This window comes from Sphingobacterium sp. UBA7855, assembly GCA_002500745.1.
Lineage (GTDB): Bacteria > Bacteroidota > Bacteroidia > Sphingobacteriales > Sphingobacteriaceae > Sphingobacterium.
The window spans coordinates 59090-77255 of sequence record DLST01000015.1 but is presented as its reverse complement, the minus strand read 5'-3'; the positions used below and the strand labels follow the sequence as shown (position 1 = coordinate 77255).

The window sequence follows — 18166 nt, the reverse complement described above, 5'->3', positions numbered from 1 at the left end:
TATCGTTAAAGGTTGATGGTAAGTCCGAGGGTGATTGTTTTGGCCAGTGGATAGGCTTGGCCATTGGAACTGTTCATCTCGGGGTCCCACAATTTAAATTTGGAGAAGGTCAGCAAGTTGGTGCCCATGGCATAGAGCCGTGCCGATTTGATGCCTATTCTTTTTGTGAATCCGTTGGGTATGGCATATCCTATATCGAGGGTTTTTAACCGTAGATACGAACTCTCGCGGAGCCAATAGGTTGAAGCGCGGTAGTTATTGGCGCTACCACCGTAACTGAGTCTGGGGTATTGAGCGTTTACATCTTCGTTGACGCCAAGTATCCAGCGGTTTGATTCGACCACATCGGTCAGTATATTTCCCCAGTCGCCCTGGCTGAATGGGTATACGGTATACCCATTGATAAAGAAGGAGGATTTTCCGGCACCCTGGAAATGTACGCTGGCATCAAATGATTTGTAGTTTGCTGATAAGCCAAAGCCATAGACGAGGTTAGGATAACGCGTAGCGCCGATGGGTAAGATATCGGTATCGTCGATTTTCCCATCGCCATTAATATCTTTGTATTTAATATCTCCCGGGGCGGTACGGCCAAAGTTTTGGGTGGCACTGTTTCGGATATCTTCATAGTCTTTAAAAAGTCCTAAGGCGATGAGCCCTTTGTTTTGATTGACCCGAAAGCCTGAAAGGGTGGTGTATGGGTAGTTGCTGAACTGATCGTCGGCTTCGAGGATGGTGTTTTTACTGTAGGTCATGGTGCCGCGCGCCGTTAGACTGAGCTGATTGATCTTTTGGGTAAACCGTATCTGACCGTCAAAGCCTTCGGATCGTGTAGAACCGACGTTGGCTCTGGGATCTTGTCCTTGTAGGCCGACCACAAAGGGGATATATTTACGTTCCATGTATATTCCATCACGTTGTTCATGAAAGTAGTCGAGCTGTCCACCGAATTTGTCATTGAAAAAAGAAAAATCAAGTCCGAGGTCGTGTTTGGTGGCAATTTCCCAGGTAATGGAATTGGAGGCTATACGGGAATAGGTGAGTCCGGGGTAGAGATTTTTGCTTTCGATATCGCCCCAATTGTAGCCGAGAGTTTCATCGGTGCTGAAAGAAGCGAGATACGGGAACCTTACGGGCATGGCGTCGTTGCCGACCTTACCAAAGGAGTACCTGATCTTGAGCATATTCATCCAGCTAAGCCGCTCTTTGATGAACTTTTCTTCGGCTATATTCCATGCTCCGGAGACGGCTGGAAAGAGGTCGAACTGATGGCCTTTAGCGAAATTCTCCGATCCGTTATAGCCGAAATTGAAGTCGAAGAAGTAGCGCGACTGGTAGCCATACGTAAACCGACCTGCGAGCCGCTGATTTCGGCGTTCTATGCCCTGCATGATATCCTCGCCATAATTGGAGGTGTTAACGCGTTTTTCTTGTGTATACTGTACTACTCCACCGAGGGTATGATCTTTGAGTTGTTTGTTATAGTGCAATTCACCTTGCATGGTTTCAAAACGGTCGCCAGTGGCACTGGAGCGCTGGGTGAGGAGCTGCTCTGTAATTGTTCTTTTAAGTACAAGTTCACCGTCGGAGTTGCGCAGCCGTTCGGCCATCCAACCTTCTGGCCACTTCATCCTGCGGATATTATTGTTGTTGTTGATGTCGTAACCGAAGCGTCCAACAAAACGTAATCCCTTGGTCAGCACATCTAGGTTTTGCTCTAGTGTAACGTTGGTTTGCAATTTGTTTGCCCAATTTTCAATATATCCCTGCTGTGTGATCAACACCCAGGGGTTCTGCCTTTCTGCTCCACCTCTGGATGCAACACGTCCATCGCTGTATTTAATAGGAATAGAAATGGGGTTCTGCCCCATGAGTGAAGCCCAGATTTCATCATAGGTGCCACCGGGGAGGTTCTGTTTGCCCAGCGAACCGCTGATACCCACGCGTAGCAAAGTGGATTTGGTGAGGTTCATATCGATATTGGCGCGGTAATTCCATCTTTTATAATTGGCGTTGGTATTATAATTCTTGAGGTTTTCGTCGGTTTCGTACATTCCGCCTTCATTGATGTAACTTCCGGAAACAAAGTATCTTGCCAGTGAACCGCCACCGTCGAAATTGAGCGAGCTACGTTGTGTAAAGGCACCGTCCTTTAAAAACATATCCATCCAATTGATGTCGGGATATAAATCAGGATCGAGTCGATTTTTGATAAGGAAGAGTTCCTCGTTGTTGTAAAAAGGCTCTTCGTTGCGGGTGATGCGTGATTCATTCATGAGGCTTGCATAGGTATGTCCATCGACATAACTCGGCGTAAACGTTCGTGTATTATAGGAGGCCTCGTGTTTGCCGTTGATGCTCACGCGATCTGTTTTCCCTTTTTTTGTGGTGATGAGGACAACACCATTGGCACCCCTGGAACCATATATCGCGGTTGTGGAGGCATCTTTCAGAATCGAAAATGATTCGATGTCCTCGATACTGATTTCGTTAAGGCTACGCTCGAATCCGTCGACAAGGATTAAAGCGGAAGTGCCGGCGCCAAATGTGGAGATACCCCTTATCCAGAATTCGGACATGTTGCTTCCGGGCTGGCCGCTAGACTGCATGGCCATTACACCGGCTACATTTCCTGCCAGTGCATTGGTGATACTCGAGGTTGGAGTCTTTAGTTGCGAAAGGTCGACGGTAGTGACTGCACCGGTGACTGTGGCTTTCTTTTGTGGTCCGAGGGCGGTGACGATAACCTCGTCCATCGCTCTATGGTCTGCTTCTTTTAGCAGGATATCTATTTTGAGGTCATCCTTGATTAATATTTCCTGTTTTTCGTAACCGAGCATGGCAAATACCAACCATTGGTATTTGGATGCTTTGATGGTATAGTTTCCTTTGTTGTCGGTGGCTGTTCCAAGTCCGGGTTGGTCCTTTATGGTTACCGTGACGCCGCTAAGCGGTTCCTTCGCCTTGTTGCTGACAGTTCCGGTGATGGTGACCGGAATGCGCGAGCCATTCTGAGCATGGTTGAGCTTAACGGCGATCAGCGCCAGTAGGAGCAATAGAATTCTTTTTTTCATTGGTTTATTATTGGTCAATACGCCTTTGGGGCGCAATCTTTAGGTGATAGCGTACGTAATGGATCTGTCTGTATATTTTAGATTTCGCTACTCGATCGATATGGTGCGGATGCGTTTATTATTGCGCTCGGCGATGTAAAATATCTTACGTTCTTCATCGTAGGCAATTCCTGTGGGATCGGCAAACCGGGCTTCCTTGCGCGGATCACCATCAATATAGCCGCCTTTACTACCATCGGGGGTGGGGCTACCTTTACCTGCGAAAGTGCTGACCACAGCTGTGGGGGCTAACGTTCGGATACTTTGATTGTATTGGTCGCAGAAGTAAAAATCATATTCATCGGCCTGTCCTGCATAGTCGGGGTTTTTTACGAATACACCTTGATAGGCACGCTCGATTCGGGCAGAAGTGCCGATGGCATCGACATCGCCTTTGGCTGTAGGACTACCGGCAAAGATAATGGGTGGTTGCAGTTCTCGGGTCGTCCAGTCGTACACGCTTTTATAGATACAGCCGTAGGAAACGATGTATGCATAGTTGCCTGTTGGATGAAAAAAGATCAGCGAGCTGCTATTTGTATTTCCGCCAATTTTAAAGAGCTCCTTGGGTCCGAGTTCGTTGAGTAAGGGGTCAAATATAGCCTTTTTGATAGCTATACCTGCGTAGCCATTGTAGAACATGTTATTGTGAATGGGGTGTGGGGCGCATGAATAGGCGGCAGGATCATAGAGATAAGGATGTACCCGGCGGTAGTTTTCGGAGCGGAGGGAATAGGCAATGGCGACCTTGGTTCTGGCTGTCAGATTCTGGTTGTCATCGGTGAGGAATAAGGTATCGGTATTAGCACTTAATGTAGTCGTCTGCATTTTTGTGAAACCGGCCTGTCCATTGGTAATTAGTGTGGAGACTGTTTTGGTTTGCAGGTCTACGCGGCGGACGGCTCTGTCCAGTTCGGTTACGAAGAGTGCATTGCTTTCGGGCTCGTAGGTTATATACGCTGGATAGGCAAATCTTGCCTCATCAAAATTACCATCTATAATGGATGAGTTGCCGTTTTCATCCACATTACCGACAAGCGTGCCGACGGCGGTACTTTTGGCATACTGAAATTCATCGGGGAAAACATGTTCGACTGCTTCTCCGGAGTTTCGGGTGATGACGACTTTGACTTTTCCAGAGCTGGTGTACCGCGGGATCATGCAATAGATCTGACTCCCATTTGATCCCACAACTTTGAGTTCCTGTTCACCGATAAAGACTTTGATTTTGTTGACATCGCTGCCGAAATTACTTCCTTCAATATACAGCCTTGTGCGGACTGCTCCTTTTTTAGGGGCAAAATCGGTAAAAACGGCCTTGCCTGAAATACCTTTGTCTGGATCTTCACTAGCACCTTCTTTTTCCTTGCAGGAATTAAAAAGGAGACCGAAAATCACAGCTAAGCTGAGGTGCATGAAATGCTTTTTATACTTTTTCATCATTCATTCGGTTAAATTCTGCCGATTTTCAAACTACGTGAAGTATGTGTTTGATTTTCTCGAGATTCGCGTTTGTGGACAGCGAGAATTAAGAGTAATCGTGAATTTGGTTTATAAATTGGTTTATCTAATACTGCTAATTTCGGCGAATGCGCAATATCAATCCATTCAATCTTTTGTTGATTTGTCTCAGGCCGCGCGCGCGGCTAATTTGTTAGGATACTGGTATATGCGTTTTTTACAGCTATTTTTTAATTTTTCTTTGTGTAAAGGAGTGCAATAATGGCATTATTTCTGTTGCGTAAATTTGTTTAGAATTCCCATATATTTATTGATACACGAAAACTAAATTTTTGTTTATGCCTTTTGATGAGCACCTTTTGCTTTCGGTACTGGAGCAGTCTCCGCTAGCTACGGCTATCTATGATAGTGCGGACTTGAATATTGCCTTTGCCAATCAGGCGATGCTGCGTACTTGGCATGCAGACAGCTCGATTATAGGACGTACTTTAAGTGCTTGCTTTCCCAGTTTTGAAAAAGAAGGATTTTCATCTATTTTAAAAAATGTTTGGAAAACCGGAATTAGCTATCGGGCCAAGGATACACCAGCTGATATCGTATCCGGCAAAAATATTATCAGACGATACTTTGATTTCGAGTATAAAGCATTGCTGGACGAGAAGGGAAATACCTATGCTATACTACACTCGTCGTGGGATGTTACCGAAAGAAAGCTTGCCTATGAGAAAGCGGAGAGCCAAAAGGAGCAAATCTCTTTCAATAGAAAATTGGATCTCTTGTCCAATACGCTTTCCCATGATTTAAAAAATCCATTGTCTATTTTGAAGATGGGAAACGATATGTTGCGTCAAAAGGATATCAGTTTACCGGAACATGTTCAGCAAAAATGGTATGAAAATATGCGCGGTGCGATAGAGAATATTCAGTCTATCATTAACCAAACTCTGCAGATCAATAAAATACGTGCTGTCAATCCCATTAGGGAATGTATCGAGATGGATAAAAAACTTGTCGAATGGATTGCTGAAGCTAAGCTTATTTACCCCGAATCGCAGTTGGCGTTTAGATTGGGGAATCTCCTCCAGCTGGAAGCAGACTGTGGTGTGGTGTATCAGATTTTTTTTAATTTGATTGTTAATGCTGTAAAATACGCCAAGCAGACAGAGCAGGATTATCTTGCTATCTATAGTGAAAATACGAGCAAAGGGACTGTCTATTATTTGGAAGATAATGGGATTGGTATTCCGGAAGAAGATTTGGAGCTTGTATTTAAAGCGCATGAGCGTGCGAGCAACACTGTTGAAGCGCAGGGATCGGGAATAGGGCTTTCATTGGTAAAGGAGTTGATGGAGCGTTTGAACGGTACTGTTAATCTCTCCAGTAAGCCAGGTAAGGGAACGGTTATTCGCTTGTTTTTTCCAACGCATTAATGGATGTATGTTTCAGCTGTTTGTTGAATGTTGAGATTTTATTTGTTTTAGGAAGGAAGATGTTTCTAGCCGACTGCAGCTAGAAACATCTCCCCAAATAAGAGGAAACGCTATTTTTGTGCTGCGTTATTGTGCTCGTACACAGCGGACGTTGAATCCCTGTAATTTATTTAGCGAGGCAACCTCTCTTGTAGTTAACGAAACCAATTTCGTTGAAGAATGTTGCCAAGGTAGATCAGGGGTGACACTATCAAAGTAAGACACGGTAGCTCTTTGTGATAGAACACGTCCCAAGTTTCCATTTTCAGCTGAAGTAAGATAATACATATATACATATACGTCTCTGTTCCCACCTGTTGACGTTGCCTTAACCTTATGATATAATGTCATTCTAGAGCTTGCAAGTGCGCCGTTTAAATTTCTGTAACCATTAAACATCAGCATAAAATGATCCGAATAATCGTTAAACTTACCATAGGAAGCTGACTGTAGTTCATCTAGCGCCCACATTTGATTTGCGCCGCTATAACCATAGATTGAATTGATATAATTTTGTTCCTTGGTAACGGCCCATTGATAGAGGGAACTCTTTCGATTTGCAAGCGTTGTCATCTCATCCAAATTTGGCATTCGCCATAGTCCGGCAGGATAAACCAATGCACAGGGATCACCGGACCCCGGTGTTCCAGTTGGCGTTAACGACATCCAATTCCAATAGCCGTTTTTCTCCGTATCCATTGCGTTACTATTATCTATCCAATGAATGGAACCTGCATCTGGCCTAAACTTATAGCGGTCTAATGCTCCAGATCGCGAATCGTAATATAGATCTGCCCGTGCCCAGGAAATTCCTGCAACCCGAAGAGGAGATTCTATCATACGGGCTGCAAGCCGATATTGATCTCCTGCTAATGGCATGAAACTCGCATTGTTAAAAGTTAGATAGGTATTATTGTCCCCATACGTTCTTGTTTTCACATTGGTATTGGTAGGTAGAAAATGTACATGGGGATCCATTGCAATTTGAAAAATCGGCTTTAAGGTTAAACTATTAGCCGCAATGGTTGTGCCCGTAGGAATTACCGTATAAACAGATAATGTTTTTACAAAGTTGTCCGTAGCAGTATTTTTATTGGTTATATGACTTACATTGGCTGTTGGAGTAACTGCGGTATGACCAGACCATGTTCCGGTCAGGATATTTAAATTTGCAGAGCGGATTAAACTAGTGAAGTTCGCTCCAGTACCTGTTCCTATGTCTAGTGATTCGAAATTGGTGATTCCACCAAATATCCCTCTCGAATCGATATCTACATCCAATCGGGTCGTTTTACGTTGAAATGTGATGTTTAAGTAATTTTGTCCTTTAGTAGCTGTAATAACGCCAGACGCATATATCACATCCTTATTGGCCAGTGCGGCTGCTGAGATGGTATTGTTGCTGATTGTTGGAAGGGTTGCTTCATTAATCGACACTGCGATCCATCGGTAGGTCGTTCCCCCGTCGACCTGAATATTGGGATTAGTACCCGACACCGCTTCGACATCTTTTATCAATGTCGTACTTGTTTGATCATAAACCATCAAACGATATTTAATTCCACTTGGCATTAACGTTAATGCAGCTTTCGGAGCAACCGCAGTTTTATTTAGCGTATCGACAGCATCCCTAACTACAGCTTTTTTTGCGGACATTCCTTGTGTCTTTATGACTTCCATGCTAACCAGTGCATCTACAGTTGGTGTAGTGACTAATTTTTCTTTATCGAGTGCAACAGGATGCAACGCCGTTTCATTCGTTTTACCTATAGGTACCCCCAGTTTTGCAACTGCTACAGTACCCTCATCGATTCCATCGATTTGAAATATCAATGTTGTTTCTCCTTTTTCTGAAACCTCTGCTTGATCACGTTTTGAACAAGACCCCAACATTGCAGAACAAATGCCTAAGACTATCAAAGGCCATATTAATTTCTTTGTTTTTTTTATCGCTGAATTCATTATATACTTTCCAATCTATTTTATAAAAACGTCGAGTAATTTTACATATCGAAATCTTTGCTACCAGAGACTCCCTTATCATTCCAGTCTTGGGTAATGGGCTGATCTGGGTGATAGACATCGCCCGGCCTAAGTATAGCTGAGCTTTTCGCGATCCCTTGTTCCATCGCTATTGTCAGTAAAGTGATTTTTGGAGGTACATAGGTTGTCCTCAGTCTTTTTGTTTCTTCCATTTTTACGATTTTAATTGCTTGTTTAATAATGCTATTTATTCAGTTATTATCACTCGGATTTTACGATGCTAATGATTAAAAAATATATTATTTAATCCATTTCAAAGTTGATCAAAAGAGATATGCTGGTCAATATGGCGACCCCATAAGGAACTTTTCATTTTTAGAAAAAAAATGATTGAGCAACAGTGCTAAATCGTGAAAATGGTTTTTATACTTAGGAAGACCGATTATTTTATTAAGAGACTAGTTTTTTTTTTGGACATTTTCCTTTATAAGACATCTTATTTCTATCAATGGAAATTGGTTTTACTAAAGAGCAACGATCACACCGGAACGATGTAGCTTGTCCACTACAGAAAGTAAAGAATAACAGGCAGTAAAATTATTTTTTTGCTTATGTACATGAATTGGTGAAGCACTGTGTTGATATATACTGCTGTACAGTCTATTTAATCATCGCTGCAAGCCAATTTTGTTTTTGCGTGGATGACTGTATTTCGTACTGGGGGCGTTGGTAAGAAGTCTGTTGGACTTGAGATTAAACTGCTTGTAGATAACGGGGTAGTAATTAGGTCTCCAGATGGGCAAGAGCCCAAAAAAGAGGGCTAGGATGGTATAAATCTTGGCTTGCTGTTTAAATTAGTATAAAGTAAAGCCCAGTTCAATAAAGCTGGGCTTTAGCTTCGTTGTACGGCTCTATTAATTTGCCGTTAAAGCGACAGCATTGAGCTGGCGGGATGTTCCGTCAGGACCTACTGCAACGATATTGTCGAAGATTACGCGGGTGCCCGGTACAATTCCATTTAGTGCCGAAGACATGCTCGAACTCAGCTGCCCTCCGGATGTCGATAATACGATGGCATCAGCCCGTGGTTTGGCAATGATCATCGTAAACTTGGTCACCCTGAAGGTAGCGTCGAAGTCAAAGTTATCCAATTTCGCGAACAGTGCATTTTGTGCTTTAAGCGCCACGGTAGCCATGGATCCACCTGTTTTGCCCGCAAATTTGGCAATAGGGTCTGGGATGCGTTTCACACGGAATTCGGTCGAACTCAATGTCTGTGTTTTTCCAGGTGCTACCTCAGCAGAGACGGAAATATGTGCTGTGCCCGGAGCGCTTACCTTCACATTGTATTTGCCGCCACCGGCACTTGAAATGCTGCCTCCGCTCATGCTGACACGGATTTTATCGGCTGGCGTTCCTGGGGCTGATACCGAAATAGGATTATTTACACCAATATAGAGTACATTCATCTTGTCGGGTGATACAACGGCCGAAGGACGTGCTACTTGATAGGTCTGTACAGGGGTGCGATATTCTTTATATGATCCGTCGGTCTGTTTGACTTTGATCACGCCGGTCCAGGTATAGATTCCTTCACGGCTGGTATTGACTGCATATACCCCTTTTCCATCAACTACTTGAAGTGCTGATCCATTGACCGAGATTGCGGGTTGAGATTTGGAATCGGATGCTGTCAGAAATACTTCTGCTTTGTAGGGCTGGCCCTGTACTAAGTAGGATGTTGGGGCAACAGCAACTGCTGCAAATTTATCTAGATTGACCACCGCCTGATCCATTTTGCCCAAGATAAGTTTAACTACATCAGATTCTGCATTCTGCGCGTCTGTTTGTATTTTCGTTAAAATGGTCATCGCAGCGGTTAAAGGGGTGCCGCTACCGAAATTGATTTCCTCCCATGATTTTTTGCCATTAACGGCTTTTTCTGGATCTTTTGCCTCTAAAGAGAATGATACCATCTTTTGTTCTTCGGGTGTGAGTAGGGCCAGTAATTTTGTGCGCGTAGCATTGATTTTATCTTTTAATACGGTGCCTTTTTTCTCATTGATCATGAGATTTGGGGAGATGTCTTCATTTTCACGCTGTGCTAGATCGCCTTTTTCTTCGTCATATCCACCGCCCTGTTTGACAAATTCTTCTTTTAGAGAGGCTATATACTGGTTGAGTTCGCCGATAATTGCCTGAGCTTTTTTTGCCTTGTCATAGATGGGCTTCGCACGTGCGGGCTCTTCTTTCAGCTTGGTATTTTCAAATGCAGTGAACAGCTGCTGTACTGCTGTGCTGACATTCGATTTGGATGTTTCGAGACTGTTGTTGATATTTTTGAATGCATCCAAGATGGAGTCTGGTACATTGAGCGCCAATAAGGCGAGCAAGACCAGATAGAGGATGCCTATCATCCTTTGTCTTGGAGTTTCTCTTCCTAATGCCATTGTTTTTGATTTAAGTAATACATGAATTAATTACACACGCGGCTGATTCATCGCGCTCAGCATATTGCCGTAGATGGCATTCAAGGCATTCAGGTTTTTAGCAAGCTTGCCCACTTCATCTTTAAATGCTTTGGAATCATCCAGCGATTCGTTGAAGTTTTGCATGGTAAAGCTCAGATTCTCATAAAACTTGTTCATCGATTGTAAATGGGATGCCGAATCGCGCAATTCGCGTTCGTACATCTCATTCAGCTGGCTTAGATTTGTTGTCAAACTCTTTACCTGCTGGTGGTAGTTGGACGTATCGCCTGAAGTATTTGACATCGCGACAAGGTTTTCGGAGGCTTTTTCGAAGGCGATGCTCAGGTTGTCAAACTTGGAAGTCGCTGTTCGCAGCTTATTGGTGAATTCTTCTGTTGCTAATGAGACATCGGAAAGCTTATTTATGGCAGATACCTTTTCACTAAAGTCACGTAGGCCTCGGCCTAGATTTTCGATGCTTGCTGGTTCGATATTGGCATCGGCAAACATTTTGTCTAAAGCTGCAGTTGCTGAGGGGCCGGCCGGCTGGGCGACAACAGTTTTCGCTCTTTGTGGCAGTTCACCATTAAATTTTTCGTCCAATTCAGGATAGACACGGGTCCAGTCTGGTTCCGGTGGCGGCGGATTGAACCCCATTAAAAAGAAAAGGAAGGCTTCTACCCCTAAACCGATTCCGATCATATAATTGGCTGTGGTGCCGCCGATATGTAGAATTTTAAATAGTACCCCGATGATGACGATACTCGCTCCCCAGGATATGGCCACATTCAGCCATCTAGAATTGTCTTTTTTCTTGCTCATTGTTATCTCTATGTTTTGGTTTAATTTTTCTTGGAAAGTTTATTGTGCTAGTTTATTTCCATCATCAATAAACGGTATCTGTGTTTTCTATAGTAGATCGCATGCTGATGTACATATTTTGTTAGTTGCCTTGCAATAGGCTGTTTAGGCTCAAAAAACATACCAAAAGGTTATTAACAATGGTCATGTTTTTGGATAGCTGAGAATTTAGATATGATGGTGGGATTGTTAATCATATTATTGGACTGTGTATCATACCAATTGGGTTTTCTCTCTAAATCTAATTTTGTGTTGTATGGTATGAGCGTAAAATATGGGAAAAACAAAAAAGGTTTTCAATCGGGGAGATGAAAACCTTTAAATAACCAATTATAAACCTATTAAGGTGTTGTAAATATAGCTTTTTTTGTTTTTATTTTAAAATTTTTAAGAAATTTTTGTTTCTTTTTGATATTTATAATGTTTTTAATGCTTTTAAAAACGATTTATACCAAACAAAGATGATTTTTTATTGAATTTTTATGGATTTTTTCATGATTTTATTAGATTATACTAGTTTTTTTGTGCTTTAAAAAGTAGTTTTAATTTTTTTTGTCATTTTTTTTGTCATTTTTTTTGTTTTTATAATCGTTTAATAGTACGATTCCTATGTAAAGATCGATTTTGAAATACGGTTTGTGGCAATATGGAAATGTATTCTAACTCATGTTTCCTTCTATCTTTATTAAAATAATGCAAACGTTAGCCCTTCTTAACAGTTATTCTTTTATAGGAACAAAACGTATACACAGATAAGAAAGCATGATGAACGAAACATTAATCCAACTTTCACAGCAATGGCCTTCATGGCTATGGAATATTGCATTAATTCTAATTTCATTTTTGGTCGGTTTTTTGATAAAGCTGATTTTTATACCGCTTTTGCGAAGGCAAGCGATTCAGCAGGAGTCTTACAGTGTATTCCGTTCCTTTGTCAAACGATTTAACCGTATTCTGAGTGTTTTTATACCTCTGATTTTATTTAACAGTTTGCTGCCGTTTGCTCAATTTAACGAAAGGACGCTACGTGTTGTTAGCAAGACTAATGAACTTTTACTGGTCAGTTTCTTTGCACTAGTATTGATACAAGGGATCAAGGTTTTTGAAGATTATCTTTACCATCGTTTTGATATCAACAAGGAGAATAATTTGCGTGAAAGGAAGATCAGAACTCAGATCGTCTTTATCCGAAAGGTGGTTGTTACGCTGATTATTGTGATTTCTTTGGCAATTATTCTGCTAAGTTTTGATAGTATGCAAAAGATTGGCGCGGGTTTGTTGACAGGCGTAGGTGTGGGCGGTATCATTATTGGGTTTGCAGCACAGAAGTCGCTCGGGAATTTGCTCGCAGGCTTTCAGATCGCTTTTACGCAGCCCATTCGCATGGATGATGTATTGGTGGTTGAAGGAGAGTGGGGGCGTGTTGAAGAAATTAACCTGACCTATGTGGTTGTGAATATATGGGATAAGCGCCGCTTGGTATTGCCCATTACTTATTTCATTGAGAAGCCTTTTCAGAACTGGACGCGGACTACTTCTGAAATATTGGGAACAGTATTTATCTATACAGATTTTACGGTACCTGTACAGCTCTTACGTGAGAAATTTACCACACTACTTTCCGGGCATCCGCTTTGGGATGGTCAGGTCAATGTGCTTCAGGTGACTGATCTTAAAGAGCGTACCATGGAAATTCGGTGTCTGATGAGCTGCCGCAATTCGGGTCAGGCTTTTGACCTCCGCTGTTATATCCGAGAGGAAATGATTGCATATATCCATACAAATTTCCCGCACGCGTTATCTAAAACGAGGGTAGACTATGAGGAGAAGGTGTAAAACGATTTTTAACGGTCTAAAACCAATCGAATACAATCATTTGATGAAATCTGTATAATTTGTTTAAGTTTGTTGAAAATGTTAGCCCTAGCGATATGCTGATTTTCTATATTTTAGTCTCGAGTATATTGATTATACTGAGTGTATTACCCTTTGTCCAAAGCCAACACTGGGTCTTTCGGGTAGCTGAGTTCGTCAAATTGCAGTTATTGGTCTTTCAGGTGCCCACCGTTACGCTGGGTTTTTATTTGGTAGGCGATGATCCTTGGATTTGGTGGCTTCAGGGTATACAGTTCACTATGATTGTATACCATAGCTATATATTGATTCGCTATACCAAATTTTGGCGCAGAGAAACGTATCAAAAGGGTGATGGTGCATCAGATAGCATTAAGGTAATCTCTTGTAATATACTGCAATTCAATACAGCGTATAATCGCTTTATCGAGCTGATTCAGAAAGAGAGGCCTCATATTTTTTTGACCATGGAAAGTGATGCTGGATGGGAAAGAGCCTTGCGTGTATTGGAAAAGGATTACCCTAATTATGAGAAGGTAACATTAGACAATACCTATGGCATGCATTTTTATACTAATCTGAAAATCAATAAAAGTCAGGTGCATTATTTTGTAGCTGATGATATTCCGAGTATCGAGGCCGAACTGGAAACTCCTGATGGGCATCGGTTTGTTTTTTTTGCTGTTCATCCACCGCCACCAAGTCCAACAGAAGAAGAAAATAGCAAAGAGCGTGATGGCGATCTGCTCAGTGTCGCAAAGCGCGTAACTGATTATAAAGTGCCCGTCGTTGTTACTGGAGATTTTAATAACGTGGCTTGGGCAAAGTCTTCGCTCCTATTTAAAAAAACAAGTAAATTAATCGACGCCCGTATCGGCAGGGGTATACTATCGACCTTCCATGCGAATTATTGGTTTTTCAGAGTGCCGTTGGATCTTTTATTCCATAGCCCAACTGTGTTTATTGATAAACTGTTTACGTATCCGTCTATAGGCTCTGATCATTTTCCAATAGGTTGTACATTCTTTATTGACCACTACTCAGAAGAGCAGGCTGAGGCGATCGAACATTTGGAAATGGGGGACATGTCTGATGTGAATGAAATGATTGCTGCTGGTAAGCTTGAGGAAAGCGATAATCGAAATTCTGATAAGGAATAATCAAAGCAGAAATTTGGGACGAGGTTTCTTATAATGAAAAAAAAAGAAGGAAATTTGCCTGAAAATGTTTAATTTACGGTAATAATCAAGACAACCGAATCCAATTCATGGAAAGAGAACATTCTCACCCTTCGACTTTAGGTTATTTGACGTCAGAACAGCTCTTGTCGAATACTATTGATTTTTTACGTTTTCCGCTGATTGTTGGAGTGGTTTTTATTCATACGGATTTTTCAAATATTATCATTCAAGGCGCGAGACAGGTTGACATTGGTCAATTTGCTGTTTTTGCACAGGTTTTTTTTCTCTTTTCGAAGCTTGTGTTTGAGGTATGTGTGCCACTTTTCTTTTTTATCTCTGGTTTCCTTTTTTTTTATGGTACGGAGTCTTTTTCGTTTTTGGATTATTTTAATAAGTTAAGAAAGCGGATAAATAGTTTGCTGATTCCATATATTTTTTGGAATTTGTTGGTATTACTTTTTTTCTTTTTTGCACAAACCTTTTTTGGGGAACTATTGTCGGGCTCCAATAAGCCTATAGTTCAGTACAGTGTCGCCGATTGGCTTTGGTCTTTGTGGGACACTTCCCATGTGCATGGGCAGGCAGCAAAAAATTTACCTATCAATTCGCCATTTTGGTTTATTCGTGATCTGATGGTGGTTGTACTGCTATCCCCGATCATTTACTTTGTAATTAGAAAGTTGGGTATATTTGCCGTGCTGATAACTGGGGTAGTGTGGGTTTTGAATCCCTATTTTTACCTGCCAGGATGGAGCAGTGTATCCTTTTTTTTCTTTTCAGCAGGGGCTTATTTTAGTTTATATAATAAGAACTTTGTGCTTATCTTCAAGTCCTTTTTACCCTGGCCTTTGCTATGTTATATGCTATTGATCGTAGCAGCGTTTTATGGATTTGGAAAGGGTGGGTGGAGCTATTTGTATTGTACCAATGTATTGTTGGGTTTGATATCTGCGGTAGCTGTGACGGGCTACTTTATTGAAAAGGGTAGCTGGTGTCCAAATCACTTTTTGGTTAGTGCAAGTTTTTTTATATTTGCTTATCACCGTTTGCCATTGGTATTTATCATCAAATTTTTGTTTAGTTGGCTTAAGCCGCAAACGGATGTTATGATGCTGTTTATATATTTCGTTTGTCCAGCCTGTGTTATTCTGTTGGGCTTGCTGTTTTTTTGGGTTTTAAGAAGGTTATTGCCCACCTTTACAGCTTTTATATGTGGAGGTAGATTATGATGAAAAAGCGGAAAACTCGGATCCTCTTGGCCGTCACATTTTCTATTTTGGTAAGTATTGGACTTTTTTACCGATTTTATTATCCGCATAGTTCGACGCTGCGGCGGTCAGAATTTGTCTTTACTGATTTGATCCGGTTAGAATGTACAGCAGTGAAGAACCAAGGTGCTTCCAATACCTGTTGGTCTTATACTGGGAACTCCTTTCTTGAATCAGAAATGATCCGAATGGGTAAAACTCCTATGGCGATTTCGCCGTTGTATACGGTCCGGATGGCCTATCTGGAACGGGCGCGGAATTACCTCCGCCTGCATGGTGGATTAAAATTAAATGAGGGTGGGCAGCTTCATGATGTGATAGACATGTTGCGCCTGCATGGGGCGATGCCGACGGCTGTTTATACTGGCGTTAAAGCGGGGAATCGCCCGGGTAATTTTAAACACATGCGCGCTATTTTGAACAGCATACTGTCTGGTATGGTAAAGGCAAGAGTCCTGAAAAGCAGTTGGGAGCGCGATATCGAGGCTGTGATGGACGACTATCTGGGGAAAGTGCCTGATCATTTTGACTACCAGGGTAAAATATATACAGCGCGTAGCTTTGCTGATGAGTTTATAGGCATTGATCCGGATCAATATATCCATATTGCCTCCGTTACCACGGCTCCTTACTATAAATCTTTTGTTTTTTTGATTCCCGACAATTGGTCTTTCAGTCAATTTTATAATATACCTATGAAAGAACTTACCGCTGTCGTTGATGGGGCTTTAAAAAAAGGTTTTACGGTAGCGTGTACAATCGATATTTCGGAGCCTGGTTTTTCCTGGCCTTATGGTATCGCTTATGTCCCTCAGAAGTCAGCGTCGATGATGACAACGGAAGAAAAGAGGTATCAATTTGTGCGGCCGCAAGCCGAGCGCAAAGTTGACCCCTTGATGCGCCAAGAGGCATTTGATGCATGGGAAACAACAGACGATCATGCGCTACATATTATAGGCTTAGCTAAAGATCAAAATGGGAGAGAGTACTATTTGGCTAAGAATTCTTGGGGCAGGGGCAATGCCTTCCGGGGATTTATATATCTCACGAAAGAATATTTATGCTATAAAAGTACAGCCTTAATGGTTCATCAAGATGCCCTTGAGACGTCGCTAAAAAAATCAGTTGGTGATCAGCTGAATAGATAAGCGTATGGTTTTCCCAGATTATTTGTTGAATCTAACTGCTCAACTGCTGTTCTTTTGTCCTGCTTCGATTTTGGTACATGCTTTCCAGGTAAGTGCCTAGGGAGCGCGTGCGTTCCGTATCAACATTACTGATGTAGCGCTGAAACATCTGCTCTGTACTATGTCCTGTTGCATCCATTAGTAAGGCCGTCGGAATTTTACCATAAAAGTTTGTGGCAAAACTTCTTCGCCCAATATGGCTGGTAATGGCCTCACATTTTGGGATAAGCTGATCTGAGGCGCGAAACCCTTTGCGCTTTCTAACTTTTACCAATGTAGTAATGCCTGCTAGGCGAGTGACTTCCTTGATTTGTTCATTATATTTTTGGGCAGTCATTTTGTGAGGGAAGCTGTGCCCATTATTTGACATAATAATTAATGCAGTTGGGTGTAGTGGGAGTAAGATGCTTTTCTGTGTTTTTTGCTGGGTAAAGGATAAGCAGGGCTTGCCATCTAGAATTTCCATCATATCGAGATTGAAATTCATAAAATCAGATACGCGTTGCCCTGTGTAGCAGCTAATTATCAGCCAGTCTTTAGCGGCTTTTAGATGAGCTGGTACGTCTACATTTTTTATGGTACTAATTTCGTCTTCATTAAGGCTTATGGCACGGTTTATTTTCCGGACCTTGGGAAGTTCTAACTCATAAACAAATGTTCTGACCCCTCTTTTCTCCAGAAAATTAAGTACTGTTCGTACGAAGTGAATTGTGCGGTGGATCGTACTTATACTATAGTTTTCCGCTTCGCCATATGCAATAAATTGCTGTACAAATGTGCTATTCACTTGCTCCAGCATAAGATATTTCTTCTGATAGCCTTCAAAGCGTTTTAATAAGCGGAAGAAAACCAGGTATCGTTTGTGCGTGGTTGGGGTAATCAGGTGTATTCGGCTTTTGATAAAATTGTCTACACTTTGTAGCAGTCCTCCTGCTGGAAGTGTAAGTTCTGAGTCTGTGCAGCATTTTTTGACCAATCGGTTGATTGCCCGTAGTGAAAATTCCTTTTTATTAAGCTTTAAGTCAGCAATATATGATGCTATTGTAATTTTTAGCGCATCGAGCTTTGTATTTAGCTTTTTAAATTTCTTTAAATAGATATTGATGGGCCTTTGCTTTTCTTGATCCCATTGAGATGGAATAATTTTTAAAGGAGTTTTAATCAAGAATTGCTGTTGTTGCTCGTCAACAAATGCAAGGTAGATGAAAGATATTGAAGTAGGATTCAATAAAGTAAAATTAAAAATCATGAGGTAAACTTTTTGCTATTGTCTGAGCATAAAGATACTAGATTATACAGATTAGTCTAATTCAGACTA

Annotated in this window: 12 protein-coding genes; 5 read left to right on the top strand and 7 right to left on the bottom strand. The window is 41.7% G+C overall.

Translation table 11 applies throughout. The features are described from left to right. Nucleotides 1-5 precede the first annotated feature (5 nt). Both B2107_RS12860 and B2107_RS12855 read right to left on the bottom strand, forming a co-directional pair. The gene (locus B2107_RS12860; RefSeq protein ID WP_293956061.1) at nucleotides 6-3074 is read right to left on the bottom strand and encodes a SusC/RagA family TonB-linked outer membrane protein; all 3069 of its coding nucleotides are present in this window, start codon (nucleotides 3072-3074) and stop codon (nucleotides 6-8) included. A gap of 87 nt (nucleotides 3075-3161) precedes the next feature. Then, nucleotides 3162-4553 carry an IPT/TIG domain-containing protein gene (locus B2107_RS12855; protein WP_293956060.1) on the bottom strand — a complete coding sequence of 464 codons (1392 nt, stop codon included), beginning with the start codon at nucleotides 4551-4553 and terminating at the stop codon, nucleotides 3162-3164. 359 nt (nucleotides 4554-4912) lie between these two features. Here B2107_RS12855 and B2107_RS12850 point away from each other — a divergent pair, with 359 nt between their 5' ends. Next, on the top strand, nucleotides 4913-6004 hold the full coding sequence (locus B2107_RS12850) for a PAS domain-containing sensor histidine kinase (RefSeq protein ID WP_293956059.1): 1092 nt from the start codon (nucleotides 4913-4915) through the stop codon (nucleotides 6002-6004). A gap of 126 nt (nucleotides 6005-6130) precedes the next feature. On the opposite strand, the gene B2107_RS12845 is transcribed toward B2107_RS12850, so the two are convergent. The 4 genes from B2107_RS12845 to gldL all read right to left on the bottom strand — a co-directional run bounded on the left by B2107_RS12845 (nucleotide 6131) and on the right by gldL (nucleotide 11319). Beyond that, nucleotides 6131-8005, bottom strand: coding sequence for a hypothetical protein (locus tag B2107_RS12845; protein ID WP_293956058.1), 1875 nt, complete (start codon nucleotides 8003-8005; stop codon nucleotides 6131-6133). Nucleotides 8006-8046: 41 nt separating this feature from the next. After that, complete coding sequence (locus B2107_RS12840) at nucleotides 8047-8238, bottom strand: hypothetical protein (protein WP_293956057.1); 192 nt, start codon at nucleotides 8236-8238, stop codon at nucleotides 8047-8049. Between the two features lie 702 nt (nucleotides 8239-8940). Beyond that, entirely contained in the window at nucleotides 8941-10476 is a 1536-nt protein-coding gene (gene gldM / locus B2107_RS12835; RefSeq protein WP_293956056.1) for a gliding motility protein GldM, read from the bottom strand. Nucleotides 10477-10506: 30 nt separating this feature from the next. Next, nucleotides 10507-11319 (bottom strand): gliding motility protein GldL, encoded by an 813-nt coding sequence (gldL, locus tag B2107_RS12830; RefSeq protein WP_293956055.1) that lies wholly within the window; start codon nucleotides 11317-11319, stop codon nucleotides 10507-10509. 801 nt (nucleotides 11320-12120) lie between these two features. Here gldL and B2107_RS12825 point away from each other — a divergent pair. The 4 genes from B2107_RS12825 to B2107_RS12810 all read left to right on the top strand — a co-directional run bounded on the left by B2107_RS12825 (nucleotide 12121) and on the right by B2107_RS12810 (nucleotide 16809). Further along, nucleotides 12121-13194, top strand: coding sequence for a mechanosensitive ion channel family protein (locus B2107_RS12825; RefSeq protein ID WP_293956054.1), 1074 nt, complete (start codon nucleotides 12121-12123; stop codon nucleotides 13192-13194). Between the two features lie 95 nt (nucleotides 13195-13289). Next, entirely contained in the window at nucleotides 13290-14372 is a 1083-nt protein-coding gene (locus B2107_RS12820) for an endonuclease/exonuclease/phosphatase family protein (RefSeq protein ID WP_293956053.1), read from the top strand. A 107-nt stretch (nucleotides 14373-14479) separates the two neighbouring features. Beyond that, nucleotides 14480-15622, top strand: coding sequence for an acyltransferase family protein (locus tag B2107_RS12815; RefSeq protein ID WP_293956052.1), 1143 nt, complete (start codon nucleotides 14480-14482; stop codon nucleotides 15620-15622). Then, nucleotides 15619-16809, top strand: a complete 1191-nt coding sequence (locus B2107_RS12810; RefSeq protein ID WP_293956051.1) for a C1 family peptidase — start codon at nucleotides 15619-15621, stop codon at nucleotides 16807-16809. The genes B2107_RS12815 and B2107_RS12810 overlap by 4 nt, the downstream gene beginning before the upstream one ends. 31 nt (nucleotides 16810-16840) lie before the next feature. Here B2107_RS12810 and B2107_RS12805 read toward each other — a convergent pair whose 3' ends face one another. Continuing rightward, nucleotides 16841-18097 carry a tyrosine-type recombinase/integrase gene (locus tag B2107_RS12805; RefSeq protein ID WP_293956050.1) on the bottom strand — a complete coding sequence of 419 codons (1257 nt, stop codon included), beginning with the start codon at nucleotides 18095-18097 and terminating at the stop codon, nucleotides 16841-16843. Between the last annotated feature and the right edge of the window lie 69 nt (nucleotides 18098-18166).

What these genes read in the sequence shown, in the direction of transcription:
- B2107_RS12860 (WP_293956061.1), bottom strand. Translation starts at nt 3,074, where the DNA reads ATGAAAAAAAGAATTCTATTGCTCCTACTGGCGCTGATCGCCGTTAAG.
- B2107_RS12855 (WP_293956060.1), bottom strand. Translation starts at nt 4,553, where the DNA reads ATGAAAAAGTATAAAAAGCATTTCATGCACCTCAGCTTAGCTGTGATT.
- B2107_RS12810 (WP_293956051.1), top strand. Translation starts at nt 15,619, where the DNA reads ATGATGAAAAAGCGGAAAACTCGGATCCTCTTGGCCGTCACATTTTCT.
- B2107_RS12815 (WP_293956052.1), top strand. Translation starts at nt 14,480, where the DNA reads ATGGAAAGAGAACATTCTCACCCTTCGACTTTAGGTTATTTGACGTCA.
- gldL (WP_293956055.1), bottom strand. Translation starts at nt 11,319, where the DNA reads ATGAGCAAGAAAAAAGACAATTCTAGATGGCTGAATGTGGCCATATCC.
- B2107_RS12845 (WP_293956058.1), bottom strand. Translation starts at nt 8,005, where the DNA reads ATGAATTCAGCGATAAAAAAAACAAAGAAATTAATATGGCCTTTGATA.
- B2107_RS12840 (WP_293956057.1), bottom strand. Translation starts at nt 8,238, where the DNA reads ATGGAAGAAACAAAAAGACTGAGGACAACCTATGTACCTCCAAAAATC.
- B2107_RS12825 (WP_293956054.1), top strand. Translation starts at nt 12,121, where the DNA reads ATGATGAACGAAACATTAATCCAACTTTCACAGCAATGGCCTTCATGG.
- gldM (WP_293956056.1), bottom strand. Translation starts at nt 10,476, where the DNA reads ATGGCATTAGGAAGAGAAACTCCAAGACAAAGGATGATAGGCATCCTC.
- B2107_RS12820 (WP_293956053.1), top strand. Translation starts at nt 13,290, where the DNA reads ATGCTGATTTTCTATATTTTAGTCTCGAGTATATTGATTATACTGAGT.
- B2107_RS12805 (WP_293956050.1), bottom strand. Translation starts at nt 18,097, where the DNA reads ATGATTTTTAATTTTACTTTATTGAATCCTACTTCAATATCTTTCATC.
- B2107_RS12850 (WP_293956059.1), top strand. Translation starts at nt 4,913, where the DNA reads ATGCCTTTTGATGAGCACCTTTTGCTTTCGGTACTGGAGCAGTCTCCG.